The sequence below is a fragment of the Pantoea sp. EKM21T genome (assembly GCF_011800405.1).
GTDB lineage: Bacteria > Pseudomonadota > Gammaproteobacteria > Enterobacterales > Enterobacteriaceae > Pantoea > Pantoea agglomerans.
In genome coordinates, this window is record NZ_JAALFV010000002.1 from 186867 (window position 1) to 203459 (window position 16593).

The window sequence follows — 16593 nt, forward strand, 5'->3', positions numbered from 1 at the left end:
GACTGCTAAACATTTAATCACTGACTGGGTAATGACTGACTCTGCCGCGGGAAGATGACAGAAAGATGATCCCCCGAGGCTGTTAATTATTTAGCAGCCGCCGGGTGATCCAGCAAGGCAGGAAATCGCAAATTCATCCAAATAGCAGAGGCGGTCAGATCAGCTCCGGCCAGGCTACGGCCGCAACGCCATTGAGTACAGGTTTTGAGAACAGAAAGCCCTGAAACTGGGTCACGCCTGCCGCTTCAAGCCACATCCACTCTTCCGGCTGTTCAATACCCTCGGCGATAACACCGATCTCCAGCGAGGAGCAGCATTTCAGAATGGCATGAATGATCGCCTGCTTCGGCCCACTTTTATGCACATCAGCGATGATGGTTCGGTCGATTTTAATCTTGTCGGGCTGAATGCGCGTCAGCAGCGACAGGCCGGCAAAACCGGCACCGAAATCATCCAGCGCCAGGCTGATGCCGGCCGCCTTCAGCTGCCTGATGGCGGCTTCAAAGGCCTCAGGCTGCGAGATAATTTCATTCTCGGTGAATTCAACCATGATCTGCTCTGGCACCAGTCCCTGCGCAGCAATCTCATCCAGCAAAAACGGGACGGCGTCGGGCACTTCCACCAGCGTCATCGGCAGCAGATTGATCGACAGAGTCATTCCCTCAATCCCCAGCTGCTTCGCCTGGGCGAAGGCGATCTTTTTCGACCTCAGATCGAGCTGATAGAGCTGCTCACGTGACAGTCGGGCAAAATAGTCGAGCGGCGATTCACCGTGCGGGCCGCGCAGCAGCGCTTCCAGCGAGACGATTTCGCAGGCGAAGGGGTCAACGATCGGCTGAAAAGCAAAGCTGACCTCATCCGCAGCCACCAGCGATGCGTTGCCTTCACGCTGTTCTGACTCGTCACAGATAAACGTCCAGCCGCTGGCGGCCGGGATCTCAAAATAGTTCTCTTTTTCCCGCGCTTCGACAAAGGTGCGCAGGAACTGCAGTGCGCGATCGGCATAGGTCAGCTGATACTTTGTGGTGCACTTTGCCAGCACCGCCTCCAGTACCGTCTCTTTATCATGCAGCCGCAGATCGAACAGCTCCATACCGACGTGGCCAAAACGGCGTGCCGGGGCGTAATCGCGCAGCAGTTCGACCAGATTATGGTGGCGTGGATCCTGGCAAATCCGGCTGTAAACTGCATTGACCGCCGCCTCCGGACCTTCCAGCAGCTGGAAAAAATGCGTGCCATTGAATAATAAAATTCCGGTGACGCTTGAGGATTTATTGATTTTATTCGCTTTCCGCGCCAAACCATTCAGGATCTCAAGCGGCACATGTTCAGTAATGTGGCTGCGATAGATGATTGTCGACAACATAAAGGTTTCCGGAATTTTTTATTTTTTGTTATGGCACCTTACCAGAAGCTTCTTCCGGGGAAAACGAGGGCCAGTACGTCTTTCTCACTCTGACTCTGTTTTAATCAACCGGCAGCGTGGTATTGCCCGTTCCCAGAGAGCGCTGCATAAAAACGGTATCCAGCCAGCGACCCTGTTTAAAACCTACCGAGCGCAGGATACCTGTCATCTCAAAGCCTGCGGCGCGATGTACGGCAATCGAGCCCTGGTTCTCGCTGTCGCCGACGTTGGCGATCAACTGGCGGAACCCTGCCTGCTCAGCCCAGCGGATTACATGGTTTAACAGGCGCGAACCGACTCCGCGCTTCTGAAATCCGGGATCGATATAAATTGAGTCCTCCAGCGTATGCCGGTAGGCATGGCGCGGGCGATAAGGCGTCAGATAGCAGAACCCACGTACTTCTCCGTCGCTGACAGCGATAAACCACGGCAGGCCCGCCTGCTGAATCTTCCGCATCCGCTCGCCAATCTCTGCCGCGTCGGGCGGCACTGTCTCAAATGAGCCGGTGCCGTTAAGGACATGCCAGGCGTAGATCTGCTGAATCGCCGTGATGTGGCGTTCATCTGCCTCAAAAATTTCCATTATGCGGTTTTGCCCCGAAAGTCTGCACCTGGTGGAAAAACAACGGTATAGCGGGCGATGTGAGGGCGCAATATAAATATTACGCGCTCATGAAATTTTATGAGTGCGTCGTTCGCCAGGATTATTCCTGGCAGGAAGCAGATAAAAAATCACGTCGGTTTAGTGCCACTACTGAATGGTAATTAAGCCTATTCTGAAAACAGCGTCAGCCGGATGATCCGGGCCGGCGTTAAGGCTATTATCTTCGCGATTCTGATGGGGTTGATTTATTAACTGGAGGCGCAGCGTGATGCGATTTGTTGATTTTCTGAATAGTAAGCAGGGGCTGCGTGCAGCAAGAAATCACTGCTTTGAATTAAATGGTGTGGTACTGGGCCATTTTACTGCGTTATTCCTGCATGATAACCAGATTATTTTTACCAAAGATGGTAAGCAGTGTGCTGTGCCTTATTATCTGGGTCCCGAAGAAGATTTGCTTCAGCAGAAAATAAATCCACGCATTAAAAATATCCGCGCGATCTGAACGGACGCCGCGATGAGTTTATCGCTTCAGCCATAACACCTGCGTAATATTTCCTCATTCTCCGGGCGATAATATTGGCACTGTCTGGTAAATAGCATCGACGCTATTTCTAACTTCCCTGTTTTCTGCCAACCCATTCGTTTACGCCTGCTTATTTAGCCGACTCGCTGCTGTTCTGCGCGGGTGCAATAAACAGCAGCAGCAGGGCGCTGACCGCAAACAGCGTCAATGCCGTACTGGCACCCAAAGAGGCGTAGAGCTGACCAAACAGCAGCGATCCCGCTACCTGGCCCACCGCCAGCATAAAAAACAGGATGCCGACGCCGGTCGCCGGATCTTCAGCAGTGGCGCGTGCGCCCCACACCAGCAGCACGCCCGATAGCGTGACGTAACCTGCGCCACAGCAGGCAACCGCGATCGCTAAACCGGTGGATTCGCCCCGACTCCAGGCCAGCACCAGCAGTGGCACTGCCATCCCGCACAGTGAGAGCCGGTATACACCCTTCAGCCCGATACGGGCAGCGACCGGGCCGGTTGCCGCACCCACGATGCCTGCTCCTCCGGCAATCAGCCAGAGTAAGCGGGCGGTCTCTTCATCCACACCGACATGCTGTCGCAGCAGCGCTGACCCAAAGCTCCACCAGGCTGCACTGACCAGACCCGAAATCAACGCAATACTCATCAGCCGATGCATGGAGCGGCGATACAGCCGCTGGTGCCAGTGACGCACTCTGGTGGGACGACTGGCGGCGTGACCCGATAACACGCGCATCACCGGCAGCACACAGGCCAGCGACAGCAGAGCGAACAGCAGACAGGTGGCACGCCAGCCGCCGGGCAGAACGCTCAGGATGACCACCGTCAGGATAATGCCCGCGCTAGTGCCGGCATTGATCAGGGTATTGATGCGCGGCTGACCTGCAGCAGGAATTCGATCGCTGACCGCCGCCGCCAGAGCAGGTGAAGCCAGACCGGCACTCAATCCGGCAATAAAGAGTCCGGCCGCCAGCAGCAGCGTTGATGAGGCACAGGCGAGCAGCAGCAGACCCGCCGTCGCACTGAGTGAGGCCAGCAGCGCCGTCAGCCGGGTGCCATAGCGATCTGCCAGCGCGGCTGCGGTAAGAATAGTGAGGCAATATGCCACAAAGCTGCAGGCTGACAGCATACCCGCCTGCTGCGGGCTGAAGGGGATCTCCGCTGAGATAGCGGGCAGCATCAATCCCCATGAGAAGCGTGCCATGCCATAGGTCACGGCGATCAGGCTGAAGCCGGTCAGCGCCAGCGCGATGGGCGATCTCATCCTGTCGCCCTGTTCTGAAGTAACTGACTGACGACCTGCGCCGCCTGTTGAGCAGCGGCGGGACCGGTAATCAGCGCCGTGGTAATGGCACCCTCAAAGAGTATCCAGATAGCATCACTCAGCGACTTATTTTCAGCACCGCGCAGATGCGTCACACAAAGGGTGATATAAGCCCGCATCGTGGCCCGGAAGGCTAGCGCCTGAGCGGCCAGTTCACTGTCCCGCTCGGCATACTCTCCCCAGGCTTTAAGAAAGAAGCAGCCACGGGCACCGTTCGCTGCCGTCCACTCGCCCAGCACCCTGAACAGATGCGCTATCGCATCAGGCTGTTGCGGTGGCAGCAGATCGGCCATAAAGCGCTGCTCGCGCGCGTCGAGTACCGCTGCGGTCAGCGCTTCGCGTGAGGCGAAGTGATGATAGAGCGTGCGGGTAGAGACGCCCGCTTCGCGACAGATATTGTCGGTGCTGGTGGCGTGGAAACCGTGGGTGTAGAAGAGCCGCTCGGCGGCCTGGATGATATCGTTTCTCTTTTTCATGCTTTAAAAGTAAACCGATCGTTTTACTTTTTCAAGCCGGTCGCTGTTAATTACGCCCGCTGGTATTGATAAATCCCTGATGCCAGGGGAGCTGGCGTTCCGCTTAAAGGCACGCTGTGCACCACTTTCACTCTTATTCAGGTTCAGTTTATCAATACTCATAAATACCCCTGCGGGGATGATATTTTTCAGCTTCTGCTCTAATCATATCTGAGTAGCGCGTCACCCCTGGCGCGCAGGTTGATTTTATAAGGTATTGTTTTTAAGGTATTGTTTTGATTTTTTCTTTTTTAATGATGCATTAGCAGTATAAATGTAAGCGGGGCGACAGTGAGGGTGAGGGCGTTACAGCGCGTGGAATGCCTGAAGCGACATAAGCAATGAAAAAGGGCATATTCTCAAAGTCAGCCAGACTCACGCAATAAAGTGGTTTTAGGGATAATTCTCAGTTAGTTTAATAAAGCTTCAGATTACAAAAAAAACCTCTTACGAATTTTGGTTCGTTTTTTAAGATACATACAGCAACTATCAGGATGACTACCATGCTCAAAGCCAGCTACTATTATCTGTGCCCGCGTCCCATGGGTGGATGGATTTTACACAAAGAAGGTTGCGTTAATCTGTCAAAGAACGATAAACGCGTTTTTATTGGTTCGCTTTATACCCGCCAGCAGGCGCTGGCCGTGGCGAAAGTTCATCACGCTAATGCCATACTCTGTAATGCCTGCCTGAGCACTTTTATTTGCCCGACCAGCAGCACGGCAATTAAACCTGCACGCGCGGCAACGCCAACCCGCCATACGCCAAAACATTAATTTGTATGCAGGGAGTTATTGTTCTGCTGTGGCAGAAGCATAATAAAGGGAATTAATGCTGCGGGCCGGTTAGAATAAAAAAAGGCAGCGTAAAGACGCTGCCCTGTTCTTTATTTAAGCCTGTTTAGGCTGGCCATTTGAAGCGGTAATTCCGCCATCAACCGGCAGATTAACGCCGGTAATATAACTGGCTTCATCGCTGGCAATAAAGAGAATGGCACGGGCGATATCATCCGCTTCACCGGCCCGGCGCAGTGGAATACGGTCGTAAAAGCGCTCCAGCAGCGCCTGATCCTGTTTGGCATCTTCGGTCAGATCGGTAAAGGTAAAGCCGGGACAGATTGCATTGACCCGTACGCCATCTGCGCCGTAGTCCATCGCCAGCGCACGGGTGAAGTTGGTAATCGCCCCTTTAGCCGCGTTGTAGATGCTCATGCCCCAGTCGCCGCCTAAGCCGGAAACGGAAGAGATGTTAACCACGTTGCCTTTGCTCTTTAACAGGGCAGGCATGAAATAGTGTACGCCGTGGAAAACTCCATCAAGGTCAGTTTTCATCAGGGTTTTCCATGCGTCGAGATCGACCTCATGGATGCGGCCCTGCACGATGACGCCGGCGTTATTTACCAGCACGTCAACACGGCCATACTTCTTCAGGACGGTTTCTGACAGCTGTTTAACCTGTGCGGCTTCTGAGACGTCGCAGGCAGCCACCAGGTGATCGCCGGGCGTCATGTCGGCCAGCGTCTCTTCCAGTTTCTGCGCGGTACGGCCCACCAGCACCACTGATGCACCCTCTTCAGCGAAGCGTTTTGCGCTGGCTTCGCCAATGCCGGATCCGGCACCTGTCACAACCACAACTTTCTGCGTAAATCTGGACATTATGCCTCCTTTTCAGCATCAATTCTCACTGTTAACAACCGGTTAAGCCTGGCAGCAATCGCCAGAAACACAAGCGCAGCGCGAAATGCGCTGCGCCAGATGACTGCTTTTTAACCGGGTGAGCGGCTATGGACGTCTGAACAGGGCGAAGCTGCGTCCTTCCAGTTCGAAATCCTTCTCTTTGGTGATCACCAGACCGCGCTTCGCGGTGTCGCTGGTGGTCAGTTCCAGCACCCAGCCGCCTTCACCAAACTGCGGGATCTGGAACGGTACATTGCCTTCAAACGGATTGAACAGCATCAGGACGTCGTGCCAGATGCCTTCCTCGGTCTGGAGGTCCGGTCGGCCGATATAAACCCCCAGCGTTGAGCCTTCGTCCCACTGCTCAGCCTGCTGGAAGCCGCCACCGGCGTTAAACCATTTGATATCCATGCCATCACGCCAGTTTTCACGGCGCAGTAACGGCTGCTGAGCACGTAACGTCAGGATCTGGCGGGTGAACTCGCGCAGCGCCTCGGCAGATTCCGGCAGGTTATCCCAGTGTACCCAGGAGATTTCGCTGTCCTGGCAGTAGCCATTGTTGTTGCCCATCTGGCTGCGGCCAAACTCGTCGCCCGCCAGCAGCATTGGCGTACCGTGTGAGAAGATCAGCGTGGCGAGGAAGTTGCGCTTCTGACGCTCGCGCACCGCGTTGATGCCTTCATCATCGGTCGGGCCTTCAACTCCGTAGTTGTAGGAGCGGTTGTCGTTGTGGCCGTCGTTGTTGTCTTCGCCATTCTCCGCGTTATGTTTGTCGTTGTACGACACCAGATCGTTGAGGGTGAAGCCATCGTGCGCGGTGATAAAGTTGACGCTGGCCCATGGACGACGACCGTGCTGATCGTAGAGATCGCCGGAACCCAGCAGGCGGGCAGCAAAGTCTGTGGAGACGTTGTTGCCTTTCCAGTAGTCACGCACCGTATCGCGATACTGATCGTTCCATTCTGCCCAGCCTGGCGGGAAGCTGCCCACCTGATAGCCGCCCGGACCGATATCCCAGGGTTCACCAATCAGCTTTTTCTGCGACAGGACCGGGTCCTGCATGATGGCATCGAAGAAGCCGCCGCGCGGGTCAAAACCATCAGGCTCGCGACCGAGAATGGTACCCAGATCGAAACGGAAGCCGTCGATATGCATTGATTCTGACCAGTAACGCAGCGAATCGAGCACCATCTGCAGTACACGCGGATGCGAGGTGTTGACGGTGTTACCGGTACCGGTGTCGTTGATGTAATAGCGATGCTGGTCTGGCAACGTACGGTAATAGGAGAAGTTATCGATGCCTTTAAACGACAGCGTTGGCCCCAGCTCATTCCCCTCGGCGGTGTGGTTGTAGACCACGTCAAGGATCACCTCAATACCGGCATCATGGAAGGCTCGCACCATGTCACGGAAGCCCTGAATACCGCGCGGCCCGAAGTAGCGGGTGGCGGGGGCAAAGAAGTTCAGCGTGTTATATCCCCAGAAATTTTTCAGCCCTTTATCCAGCAGGTGCTGGTCATCCGGGAACCAGTGTACCGGCAGCAGTTCGACCGAGGTAATGCCCAGGCTTTTGATGTAGTCGACGGTCGATTTGTGGCTCATGCCGTCAAAGGTGCCGCGCATTTCAGGTGGCAGGGCGGTGTTGAGCTGCGTGAAGCCCTTAACATGGGTTTCATAGATGACGGTTTTCGGCCACGGCACATTCGGGCGGTTTTTATCCTGCCAGTCGAATTCGTTGGGATCGATCACCCGGCACTTTGGCGTAAACGGCGCGCTGTCGCGGCTGTCGAAGGTCAGATCTTTATCGTCATGATAGAGATCGTAAGCGAAGTGCGCCTCGTTCCAGGCGATGTCTCCCGCCAGTTCACGGGCGTAGGGATCGAGCAGCAGCTTGTTCGGGTTAAAGCGATGACCATTTTCCGGGTCATAGGGGCCATAAACGCGATAGCCATAGAGCGCACCGGGCTGCAGGCCCGGAATATAGCCGTGCCATACTTCATGGGTATATTCCGGCAGCTCCAGACGGGCAATTTCCGTTTTACCGCTGGGATCGTACAGACAGAGTTCAACCCGCTCGGCGTGGGCGCTGAACAGGGCGAAGTTCACGCCCTGACCATCAAAGTTGGCCCCCAGTAAATGGCTGTATCCCGCCGTAATTTCAAAACGCTGACTGTTTGACATTTATGCCTCGTTATTCAATGAACAGATTGACGCGTAATAAAAAAAGTTCTTTCCGGAATTCACTGTGCCACCAGCACGGCACACCACTGCGATGCCAGCCCGGTAAGCGGCAACTGGTCGCCCGCAGCCACCGTTTTACCGGTCAGCACATCCTGGTAGCGGCGCTGGCCCAGTGCGGTGGGCAGCGCAATGACCGTGTCAGCCCAGCGCGCAGCGGGCGGCTGGTCGAGATTCGCCGGCAGCTGGTTAAAGACCCGGCGTGACACAACCACTATCACCGCCTGATCCTGTCCGGTGCGGGCAAAGGCCAGCACATTATTCTGCTGCTCGCCCTCTGCCGACAGTGCCAGATAGTCACCGTGGCGGAACAGGTCAGGCTGCTGCTGACGCAGCCTCAGCAACTTCACAATCGCCTGCTGATTGACCTGACCACGCAGCCAGTGCGCCTCGCTGCCGTCGTGCTGTGGCGCGTTAAGCATCGCCGCCAGCGCGTCGAAATCGGGTTCGCGGCGGTTATCCGGATCGACCAGGCTGAAGTCCAGGGCCTCGCTGCCCTGATAAATATCGGGTACGCCAGGCGCCGTAAGCTTCACCACAGTCTGGGTCAGACTGTTGACCAGACCGGCACGCAGAAAGGGTTGCAGCGACTGGCAGAAGTCACTGAGGAAGGTGCTGTTGGCGGGCGCAAGCAGGTGACGGGCATAGCCCAGCACTGCCTCCTCATAGGCGTCGTTGTTGTCGGCCCAGTCGGTACGCAGCTTGGCTTCACGCAGCGCTTTTTCCACATAGACCACAAAGCGGGCTTCCAGCGCCGCCAGACCTTCCGCATCCTGCGGCTGCAGGGTGGTTGGCCAGACGCCCGCCAGCGCTTCATACAGCATCCACTCCACGGCCGGTTCAGGTGCCGGACCATCTTTCAGGCGTACGACCTGATCGTGGTTCATCTCCCGCCAGCGGTTGACGCATTCCGCCCAGCGTTGCGGCGCTTCGGTAAGGGTATAGAGTCGCGCACGCGCATCTTCACCGCGCTTGGTGTCGTGCGTAGAGGTGCCCGACAGCGCATCGGGCTGATGTTCGCGCCGCGCCTGCATTTCAGCGTGAAACTGATCCAGCGAGAAGTGGCGCGCCAGCGGTTCAGCGCCGACTTCATTCAGTGCCAGCGCCATGTGCTGACGGAAGAAGAGGGTATCTTCCACCGATTTCGCCATCAGCGGTCCGGTCAGCTGCTGGAAGCGGGTGCGGAATTGCGTGGCATCGTCGCGAGCGGAGTCGGCAACCTCTGCGCGCAGAATATGGGTCAGGAAATCAAGCGCCTGACTGTCGGGCGCATGGGCACTGGCTTTCACCTCGCTGACCACCTGTTGCAACAGCGCGGTGTCGGCTGGGGTCAGGCCCTGCGGCGTACCGTAGGTGCGATAGACCGGGAACGCCACCAGCAGTTCACGCAGCGCATTCTTCAGTTCCGCTTCCGGCTGTGGCGTGCCTTCTGCGTCGGCAATCTTCAGTGCCAGCTGCAGTAATCGGTTAAATTCACCGGCAAAATTGCGGTTTGCCATCAGCAGTTTGGCGGCGCGCAGCTCCGCTTTCATATCAACGGTTTTACCGATGACGGCCTGATACGCTTTGCGCAGTCCGCTCAGCTGATCGCTGTCGACCAGCAGATTGGCGAGTGCGGCCATAAATTCATATCCGGTGGTGCCGGAAACTGGCCATGCATCAGGCAGCTGTTCATTGTCACCCAGGATTTTCTCCACAGTGAGATAGCAGTCGGGACCGGCCGCCTGGCGTAACTGTTCCAGATAGCCGTGCGGATCGGCCAGGCCATCCACGTGGTCGACGCGTAAGCCCTGCACCGCACCGCTGTGAACCAGTTCCAGGATCAGCTGATGCGCGGCATCGAAGACCGTTTTGTCTTCCACGCGCACGCCTACCAGACCGGTGACTTCAAAGAAGCGACGGTAGGAGAGATCGTTGGGCGCATCGCGCCACGACATCAGCCGCCACGGCTGCTGGTCATGCAGTTCAGCAATCTCCGCCGCGTCGCGCAGGGCGAGTACCGCTTCTTCCCGATCCTGCCAGGTATCAGGTGCCAGCGGATAGAAATTGTCGAAGTAGGCCAGCGCCGGTTTGCCGGTCTGCGGATCGCGCTTCACGCTGATCTCGCCGTTGGCCAGCACCGCCTCAAAGGTGTCATCGAGGAACGGCAGCGTCAGGCGGCGTGACCAGTCGATATCGAAGTAATGCGCATAGCGGCTCTGTTCGCCATGCTCAATGACGTCGCGCCACCACGGGTTCTCCAGCGAGGCGGCCATGTGGTTGGGCACGATGTCGAGGATCAGCCCCAGCCCGGCCGCTTTCAGCGCGGCAGCCATGCGATCGAATCCTTCACGGCCGCCAATCGCCGGCTCGATCTGGTTAACGTCGGTCACGTCATAGCCGTGGGTCGATTCAGCAGTAGCGCTGAAGATCGGTGACGCGTAAAGATGGCTGATACCCAGCTGTTTCAGGTAGGGCACCAGCGCCGCCGCACGGTCAAACGTCATGCCGTTGCGGAACTGGATGCGGTACGTTGCGGTTGGAATATTCATTCTGCTTCTCTCTTAGCCAGACGTACCACGATAGCGTTGGGAATCAGTTCGCTGGCGGCCTGCGGCCAGGCAAACAGCGTTTCGCCTGGCAGATCGGGGATCGGCTGTGTGCTGTTGCCGACGTTCAGCGCCAGTGACAGCGTGCCCTGCGGGAAGTCCCAGCGCACCGCGAGGAAACCTTCCGCCGTTTTCACCACCTGACCGGCATCGCCACCGGCGGTCTGCAACAGCGGCACGATATGTTGCTGACGCAGGGCCAGCAGCTGACGCGTCAGCGCCAGCCACTGCTGACCTTCCGGCGTTTCTGTTCGCTGCCAGTTAAGCTTCGACTGTTCAAAGGTGGTGACATCGTTGGGATCCGGCACAGTTTCGCCGTGACCGGCATGGCCTTCAAACTCTCTGGCGCGACCTTCACGCACCGCTTTGGCCAGATCGCCGTGGAAATCGGTGAAGAACAGGAACGGCCGGGTTTCGCCATACTCTTCACCCATAAACAGCAGCGGAATATGAGGCGAGACCAGTAACATCGCCAGCAGCACCTGGGTGCGCTCTGCGCCGGCCAGGCTGATGAGCCTTTCGCCCTGCGCACGGTTGCCCGTCTGGTCATGGTTCTGGATGAAGTCGACAAAGGCGACCGGCGGCTGGCTGCTGCTTTTCACGCCGCGTGGCTCGCCCGACTGCGGCGAGACTTCGCCCTGATAGACAAAGCCTTCTGCCAGCGCCCGCGCTACCCGCTGTTCCGGCTGGTCGGCGAAATCCTGGTAATAGGCGTGGCTTTCACCGGTTGCCAGCACATGCACGGCGTTGTGGAAGTCATCGTTCCATTCGCCGGTAAACAGCGGAGCGTCCCCGTTTTCGTCACGCGGATGCAGGAAGGTGACGTTACGGCAATCTTCGGTGGTCAGATGAATAGGGCGATCGGTAATCGAGGCGCGGATGCGCTCAGCAATGTCAATCAGCACATGCTTGTCGCTGGGATCGTCAATCTGATCGATGGCGTCAAAGCGCAGGCCATCCAGATTAAACTCCTGCAGCCAGTAGAGCGGCGCTTCCACGATATAGCGGCGCACCGCATCAACGTCATAGGCGATACCGGCGCCCCACGGCGTCTGGCGCTCTTTGTGGAAGAAGTCTGGTGAGAGCAGCGGCAGATAGTTGCCCTCCGGGCCGAAGTGGTTCAGCACGATATCCAGCACTACCGACAGACCGTGGCCGTGTGCTGCGTCAATAAAGGCTTTAAAATCATCGGGTGTGCCGTAGGCAGCATGCGGTGCATAGAGCAGCACGCCATCGTAGCCCCAGCCGCGATTCCCGCCGAACTGCGACACCGGCAGCACTTCAATCATGGTAATGCCGGTTTCAGCCAGCGTTGGCAGCTTCTCAATCGCCGCCCGGAAGGTGCCCTCAGGCGTAAAGGTGCCGATGTGCAGTTCATAGACCACCGACTCCTGCCATGGACGACCCTTCCAGCTCGTGTTCTGCCACTGATAAGCGTCAGGATCGATCACCAGCGACGGGCCATTGACCTCTGCTTTCTGAGCGCGGGCGGCGGGATCGGGCACCGCTGTACCATCGGCCAGCACATAATCATATTCGGCATTGGCTGCCACACCAGCGACCTGAGTTTCAAACCAGCCGTCAGCCTGCGGCGTCATCTCAATGTCTTTACCGGAGAGCCGCAGCGTCACGCGTTGCTGACCGGTTGCCCAGAGGCGGAAACGCACCTCGTCGCTGGCAACCCGTTCAGCGCCCCAACTTTTAAAAAAAGATTTGGATTCCATTCAGTTGCCTCATTTAGCCTGGAAATGCGCGATGGTGGCCACCGCACGAAAAGGATGTCGATGACGCAAGCGTCAAAAATCTTAAAGCTATCAGCGAGACCAGGAGGCCAGGTGGGCTGGCGCGTCTCTTCAGTCAGAAAGCCGGACTGGTATTCAGCGTGGTGTGGCGGAAAACGGGCCGTGAGACCGCTTCCACGCGGCATACAGTGAGTAATCATAGACTAAGATGTTGCAATCGCAGGGCGGCAGGGGGTGGAGAGGCATTAATTTGCGTTAATTGCTGTGAATCTGCATCCGGCGGGGCGAAAGCAGGAGCCAGGCGCAGAAAAGCCTGCCGGATGGCGCCGATTCGCTATAAGCTTATGCGCGATGGCGCAGGTCGCTCCGGATGACCTGCGGCGCTGAACACTTCAGAAGGATGTTACGTGAGGAAAAGAGTTCTGTTAGCCGCGTTGTTGTTGCTGGTCTCCGCCTGTTCTAACCGGGTCGGACACAGGCTGGACAGCGCTAATCTGCAGCAAATTCATGCCGGTCAGACCACCAAAGCCCAGCTGATCGCGCTGTTCGGTCAGCCTGACAGTGAAACGCCTTACCCGGACGGGCAGCGGTTGCTGAAGTGGACCTACAGCGAGGCGCGCACCCTGAATACCACCGAAGGGCAGACGCTGACCGTGCAGATGAAAAATGACAAAGTGCTGAACTATGCGCTGAGTAAAAGTTAATGCGCTGAGCAAACGTGAATCACGGCGGCGGCAGATCGCCACCGCGCATTCTGGTTACTGCCCGCTGCTCTGCTGTGCATCCCGGCTGTCGGGGCGCGGCTGAGCCAGACGGGCAAAATCGGATCCTGCCGGATGCTGATAAATCTGCAGCTCAAAGTGGCGGGCCATCGCGTAGATATACTCAAAAATCGCTGCCTGAGTATTTTCATAATCGGCCCAGAAAATAGAGGAGGTGAAGCAGTAGATCTCTACCGGCAATCCATCCGGCGACGGTTTCAGCGGTCGCACCACGATATACATCTCTTTCTGAATGTCGTCACGCTGCGCCAGCCAGGCGGTCAGGTATTTACGGAACACCATCAGATTGGTGATGCCGTTCTCCATAAACCAGCGGTCGCCCACGGCATTGATATCACGCCCATCCAGCAGCTCAGTGATCGATTCGCCAGCGAGACGGATCTGGCTCATCGCCTGCAGCATCTCCTGATTCACAAAGGTGATCGACTTCTGATCAAGATAAAAGCTGCGCATGATGCGGCGTGCGCCCGAGGAGAACATCGCCTGCCAGTTGGTGTAGGTCTCGGTCAGGAAGTTCTTGGTCGGGATGCGCGAAATGGTGTTGTCCCAGTTGCGGATGGTGATGGTATGCAGGGCAATATCGATCACTTCACCACTGATATTTCTGTCCGGCATCTCAATCCAGTCGCCCAGTTGCAGCACATCGTTAGAGGAGAGCTGAATATTCGCCACCAGCGACAACAGCGTATGCTGGAAGATCAGCATCAGCACCGCGGCGACCGCACCCAGCGAGGAGATGATAATCGCCGGTGACTTGTTGGACATAATCGCCAGAATCATGATCGCGGCGATAATATGCACCAGAATTTTTCCGATCTGGATATAGCCTTTGATCGAGTGATTCTTGCGTTTTGATTTGCGCGAATAGGAGTTGTTAACAATCTCCAGCACTTCGTTGAAGAAGATCGACAGATAGACAAAAAACAGGATGCCGCAGATGGTCTGAATCGCCACTTTCAGATTTTCAGGCAGGCCCGGCATAAACTGCAGGAAATTGTAGACCACAATCACCGGCACAAAATTTGACAGCTTCTGAGAGAGGCGGACATCTTTATCCAGCGGCACGCCCTTTTTGTGGCTGCTGAAAAAGACCTTCCTGATCACTTTGACGATGAAAAATTTGCAGATCAGGTGAGTGACCATCCCGGCCATAATCAGCAGCAACAGGCTGAAGCTGATCGACAGTACCCTGTTTCCCTCAATAAAACTCATCAGACTCTGAATGTAATGCATGATAACCACGTGCAAAAAAGATAAGGGGCGAATTCAACCACAGCACGGGGACGGTTGTTAAGCGCCGAATGCGTTCAGGCTGAGCCGCACCGCTTTTTTTGCGTAACGGCGCGCTGGCAGCACCCTCCATCCTGCGGATTGTTACCCTCTCTGGTGCAACACTCAGATAAACGCCGCGCTGGCCGATAACAGCTTTATCTCCTCTGATATGAGCCTGCGGACATGCTTAAAAATCTTAAAATCACTCACGGTATCGCTGCTGTTCTGGTGGTCTTTGTGACGTTACTGACCCTGACCGGATTTCTGTTCTATAACGGCGTCTCAAAAGCCGACAAAAACTTCGTGGCGGCAGAGCAGCTTACGCTGCAGCAGCAGCATCTGAGTGACGCGGTAAAAACCCTGATTAAAACCCGCGTCACCATCAACCGCGTGGCAATCCGTTTCCTGAAAAATCAGCAGGATCCAAAATCACTGGCAGCCATGGCTGCGCTGCTGGAGCAGGCTGGAAAGTCTGCTGCTGCTGCCGATGCGGACTTCAAAGCCTGGCAGGCGCTGCCGCGCAAAGAGGGCCAGGGTGAAGCCCAGGCGACGCAGGTGCAGACCGCCTACCAGCAGATGCGTGACACCATGCTGGCCTCCATTACCTTTCTGAAGCAGGGCAACTATGCGGGCTATGGCAACCTTGAAGCGCAGGCGGCGCAGGACCAGCTCGACAGTGCTTATGAGGCCTGGCGTGCAGTGAACATCCAGCTGATGAAAGCGTCCTCGGAGCATAACCAGCGTAGCCTGACGGATGCGCTCTGGGCGCTGCTGACTATTGGCCTGATCACCGGCGTGATTGGGGTCGCGGTCTGGATTGGGCTGCAGAAATTGCTGATTGGCCCACTGGGCAGGCTGACCGGCCATATGCGCGCCATTTCGGGCGGTGATCTGACCTCTGATATTCAGCATGAAGGCCGCAATGAGATGGGACTGCTGATTCAGGAGCTGCAACAGATGCGCGATGCGCTGGTGGTGACCATTACCTCGGTCGATGACGCCACCCGCTCTATCTTTACCGGTGCAGCGGAAATCTCAGCGGGCAGCACCGATCTCTCTTCCCGTACCGAACAGCAGGCTGCCGCGCTGGAACAGACCGCAGCCAGTATGGAGCAGCTCACCTCAACGGTGAAACTCAATGCAGACAATGCGCAGCAGGCGACCACGGTAGCGAAAGAGGCTTCAGCCACGGCCATGCAGGGAGGTGAGACTGTCGCCCGGGTCATCGCCAACATGGATCAGATCAGCGAAAGCTCGAATCAGATCGCCGGTATCATCGCCATTATCGACAGTATTGCCTTCCAGACCAATATTCTGGCGCTGAACGCCGCCGTTGAAGCCGCGCGTGCCGGTGAGCAGGGTCGTGGATTTGCAGTGGTAGCGGGTGAAGTGCGCTCGCTGGCCGGGCGCAGCGCCAGCGCCGCGCAGGAGATCCGGGGACTGATCGACCGCTCAGCCGAGCGGATTAAAACCGGTGCCGGTCATGCTTCTCAGGCGGGCGTCGCGATGGAGAGCATCGTGACGTCGGTGAGTCGTGTCACGCAGCTGATCGAAGAGATCGCGGCCTCCTCGACTGAACAGACCCGTGGCATTGAGCAGGTCTGCAAAGCGGTCTCGGAAATGGATGGTGTGACGCAGCAGAACGCCGCGCTGGTGGAGGAGTCCGCGACTGCTGCCGCCTCACTGGAAGAGCAGGCAAGCTACCTGCGTAAAACGGTATCGGTATTCAAAACCGGCACTCTGCAGGTGGCGTTCTCTGCTGCGCCGGTGGCGAAAGCCCTTGCCGTGCCAAAACTTCAGCCTGCCCGCCTGGCGGACAACGATAACTGGCAGACCTTCTGATAAAAAAAACCGCCCCGAAGGGCGGTTTTTTATTTTGTGACGCGGCATGCAGCATCATGCCGCTGAC

The 16593-nt window shown here is 56.7% G+C and carries 14 protein-coding genes; 4 read left to right on the plus strand and 10 right to left on the minus strand.

Features of this window, described 5'->3' with window-relative positions; all coding sequences use genetic code 11:
• Window positions 1-154: 154 nt before the first annotated feature.
• Window positions 155-1366: a diguanylate phosphodiesterase gene (locus HFD87_RS04415; protein ID WP_132498541.1), complete on the minus strand. Its 1212-nt coding sequence runs from the start codon at window positions 1364-1366 to the stop codon at window positions 155-157.
• Window positions 1367-1466: 100 nt separating this feature from the next.
• Window positions 1467-1988, minus strand: a complete 522-nt coding sequence (locus tag HFD87_RS04420; RefSeq protein WP_061901480.1) for a GNAT family N-acetyltransferase — start codon at window positions 1986-1988, stop codon at window positions 1467-1469.
• A gap of 289 nt (window positions 1989-2277) precedes the next feature.
• Here HFD87_RS04420 and HFD87_RS04425 point away from each other — a divergent pair, with 289 nt between their 5' ends.
• Window positions 2278-2511, plus strand: coding sequence for a hypothetical protein (locus HFD87_RS04425; protein WP_010670048.1), 234 nt, complete (start codon window positions 2278-2280; stop codon window positions 2509-2511).
• Window positions 2512-2662: 151 nt separating this feature from the next.
• Here HFD87_RS04425 and HFD87_RS04430 read toward each other — a convergent pair whose 3' ends face one another.
• From HFD87_RS04430 to HFD87_RS04440, 3 genes are read right to left on the minus strand one after another with little or no spacing between them, the layout of a single operon-like run.
• Window positions 2663-3811: a nitrate/nitrite transporter gene (locus HFD87_RS04430; protein ID WP_167422991.1), complete on the minus strand. Its 1149-nt coding sequence runs from the start codon at window positions 3809-3811 to the stop codon at window positions 2663-2665.
• Window positions 3808-4347, minus strand: a complete 540-nt coding sequence (locus tag HFD87_RS04435; protein WP_010670050.1) for a TetR/AcrR family transcriptional regulator — start codon at window positions 4345-4347, stop codon at window positions 3808-3810. The genes HFD87_RS04430 and HFD87_RS04435 overlap by 4 nt, the downstream gene beginning before the upstream one ends.
• Window positions 4348-4350: 3 nt before the next feature.
• On the minus strand, window positions 4351-4509 hold the full coding sequence (locus HFD87_RS04440; RefSeq protein WP_022625733.1) for a hypothetical protein: 159 nt from the start codon (window positions 4507-4509) through the stop codon (window positions 4351-4353).
• Window positions 4510-4889: 380 nt separating this feature from the next.
• Between HFD87_RS04440 and HFD87_RS04445 the strand changes: the two genes are divergently transcribed.
• Window positions 4890-5162 carry a hypothetical protein gene (locus tag HFD87_RS04445; RefSeq protein ID WP_010245525.1) on the plus strand — a complete coding sequence of 91 codons (273 nt, stop codon included), beginning with the start codon at window positions 4890-4892 and terminating at the stop codon, window positions 5160-5162.
• A 114-nt stretch (window positions 5163-5276) separates the two neighbouring features.
• On the opposite strand, the gene HFD87_RS04450 is transcribed toward HFD87_RS04445, so the two are convergent.
• The 4 genes from HFD87_RS04450 to treZ form a co-directional block, all read right to left on the minus strand.
• Window positions 5277-6041 (minus strand): SDR family NAD(P)-dependent oxidoreductase, encoded by a 765-nt coding sequence (locus HFD87_RS04450; protein ID WP_010245522.1) that lies wholly within the window; start codon window positions 6039-6041, stop codon window positions 5277-5279.
• A gap of 126 nt (window positions 6042-6167) precedes the next feature.
• Complete coding sequence (gene glgX, locus HFD87_RS04455) at window positions 6168-8243, minus strand: glycogen debranching protein GlgX (RefSeq protein ID WP_010245519.1); 2076 nt, start codon at window positions 8241-8243, stop codon at window positions 6168-6170.
• Between the two features lie 59 nt (window positions 8244-8302).
• Entirely contained in the window at window positions 8303-10831 is a 2529-nt protein-coding gene (gene treY / locus HFD87_RS04460) for a malto-oligosyltrehalose synthase (RefSeq protein WP_167422992.1), read from the minus strand.
• On the minus strand, window positions 10828-12612 hold the full coding sequence (gene treZ, locus HFD87_RS04465) for a malto-oligosyltrehalose trehalohydrolase (RefSeq protein WP_010670053.1): 1785 nt from the start codon (window positions 12610-12612) through the stop codon (window positions 10828-10830). The genes treY and treZ overlap by 4 nt, the downstream gene beginning before the upstream one ends.
• Before the next feature lie 425 nt (window positions 12613-13037).
• Here treZ and HFD87_RS04470 point away from each other — a divergent pair, with 425 nt between their 5' ends.
• The gene (locus tag HFD87_RS04470; RefSeq protein ID WP_167422993.1) at window positions 13038-13334 is read left to right on the plus strand and encodes a hypothetical protein; all 297 of its coding nucleotides are present in this window, start codon (window positions 13038-13040) and stop codon (window positions 13332-13334) included.
• Window positions 13335-13388: 54 nt separating this feature from the next.
• On the opposite strand, the gene HFD87_RS04475 is transcribed toward HFD87_RS04470, so the two are convergent.
• The gene (locus HFD87_RS04475) at window positions 13389-14645 is read right to left on the minus strand and encodes a mechanosensitive ion channel family protein (protein ID WP_010670055.1); all 1257 of its coding nucleotides are present in this window, start codon (window positions 14643-14645) and stop codon (window positions 13389-13391) included.
• Window positions 14646-14867: 222 nt separating this feature from the next.
• Here HFD87_RS04475 and HFD87_RS04480 point away from each other — a divergent pair, with 222 nt between their 5' ends.
• Window positions 14868-16526: a methyl-accepting chemotaxis protein gene (locus HFD87_RS04480; RefSeq protein WP_010670056.1), complete on the plus strand. Its 1659-nt coding sequence runs from the start codon at window positions 14868-14870 to the stop codon at window positions 16524-16526.
• Window positions 16527-16593 lie beyond the last annotated feature (67 nt).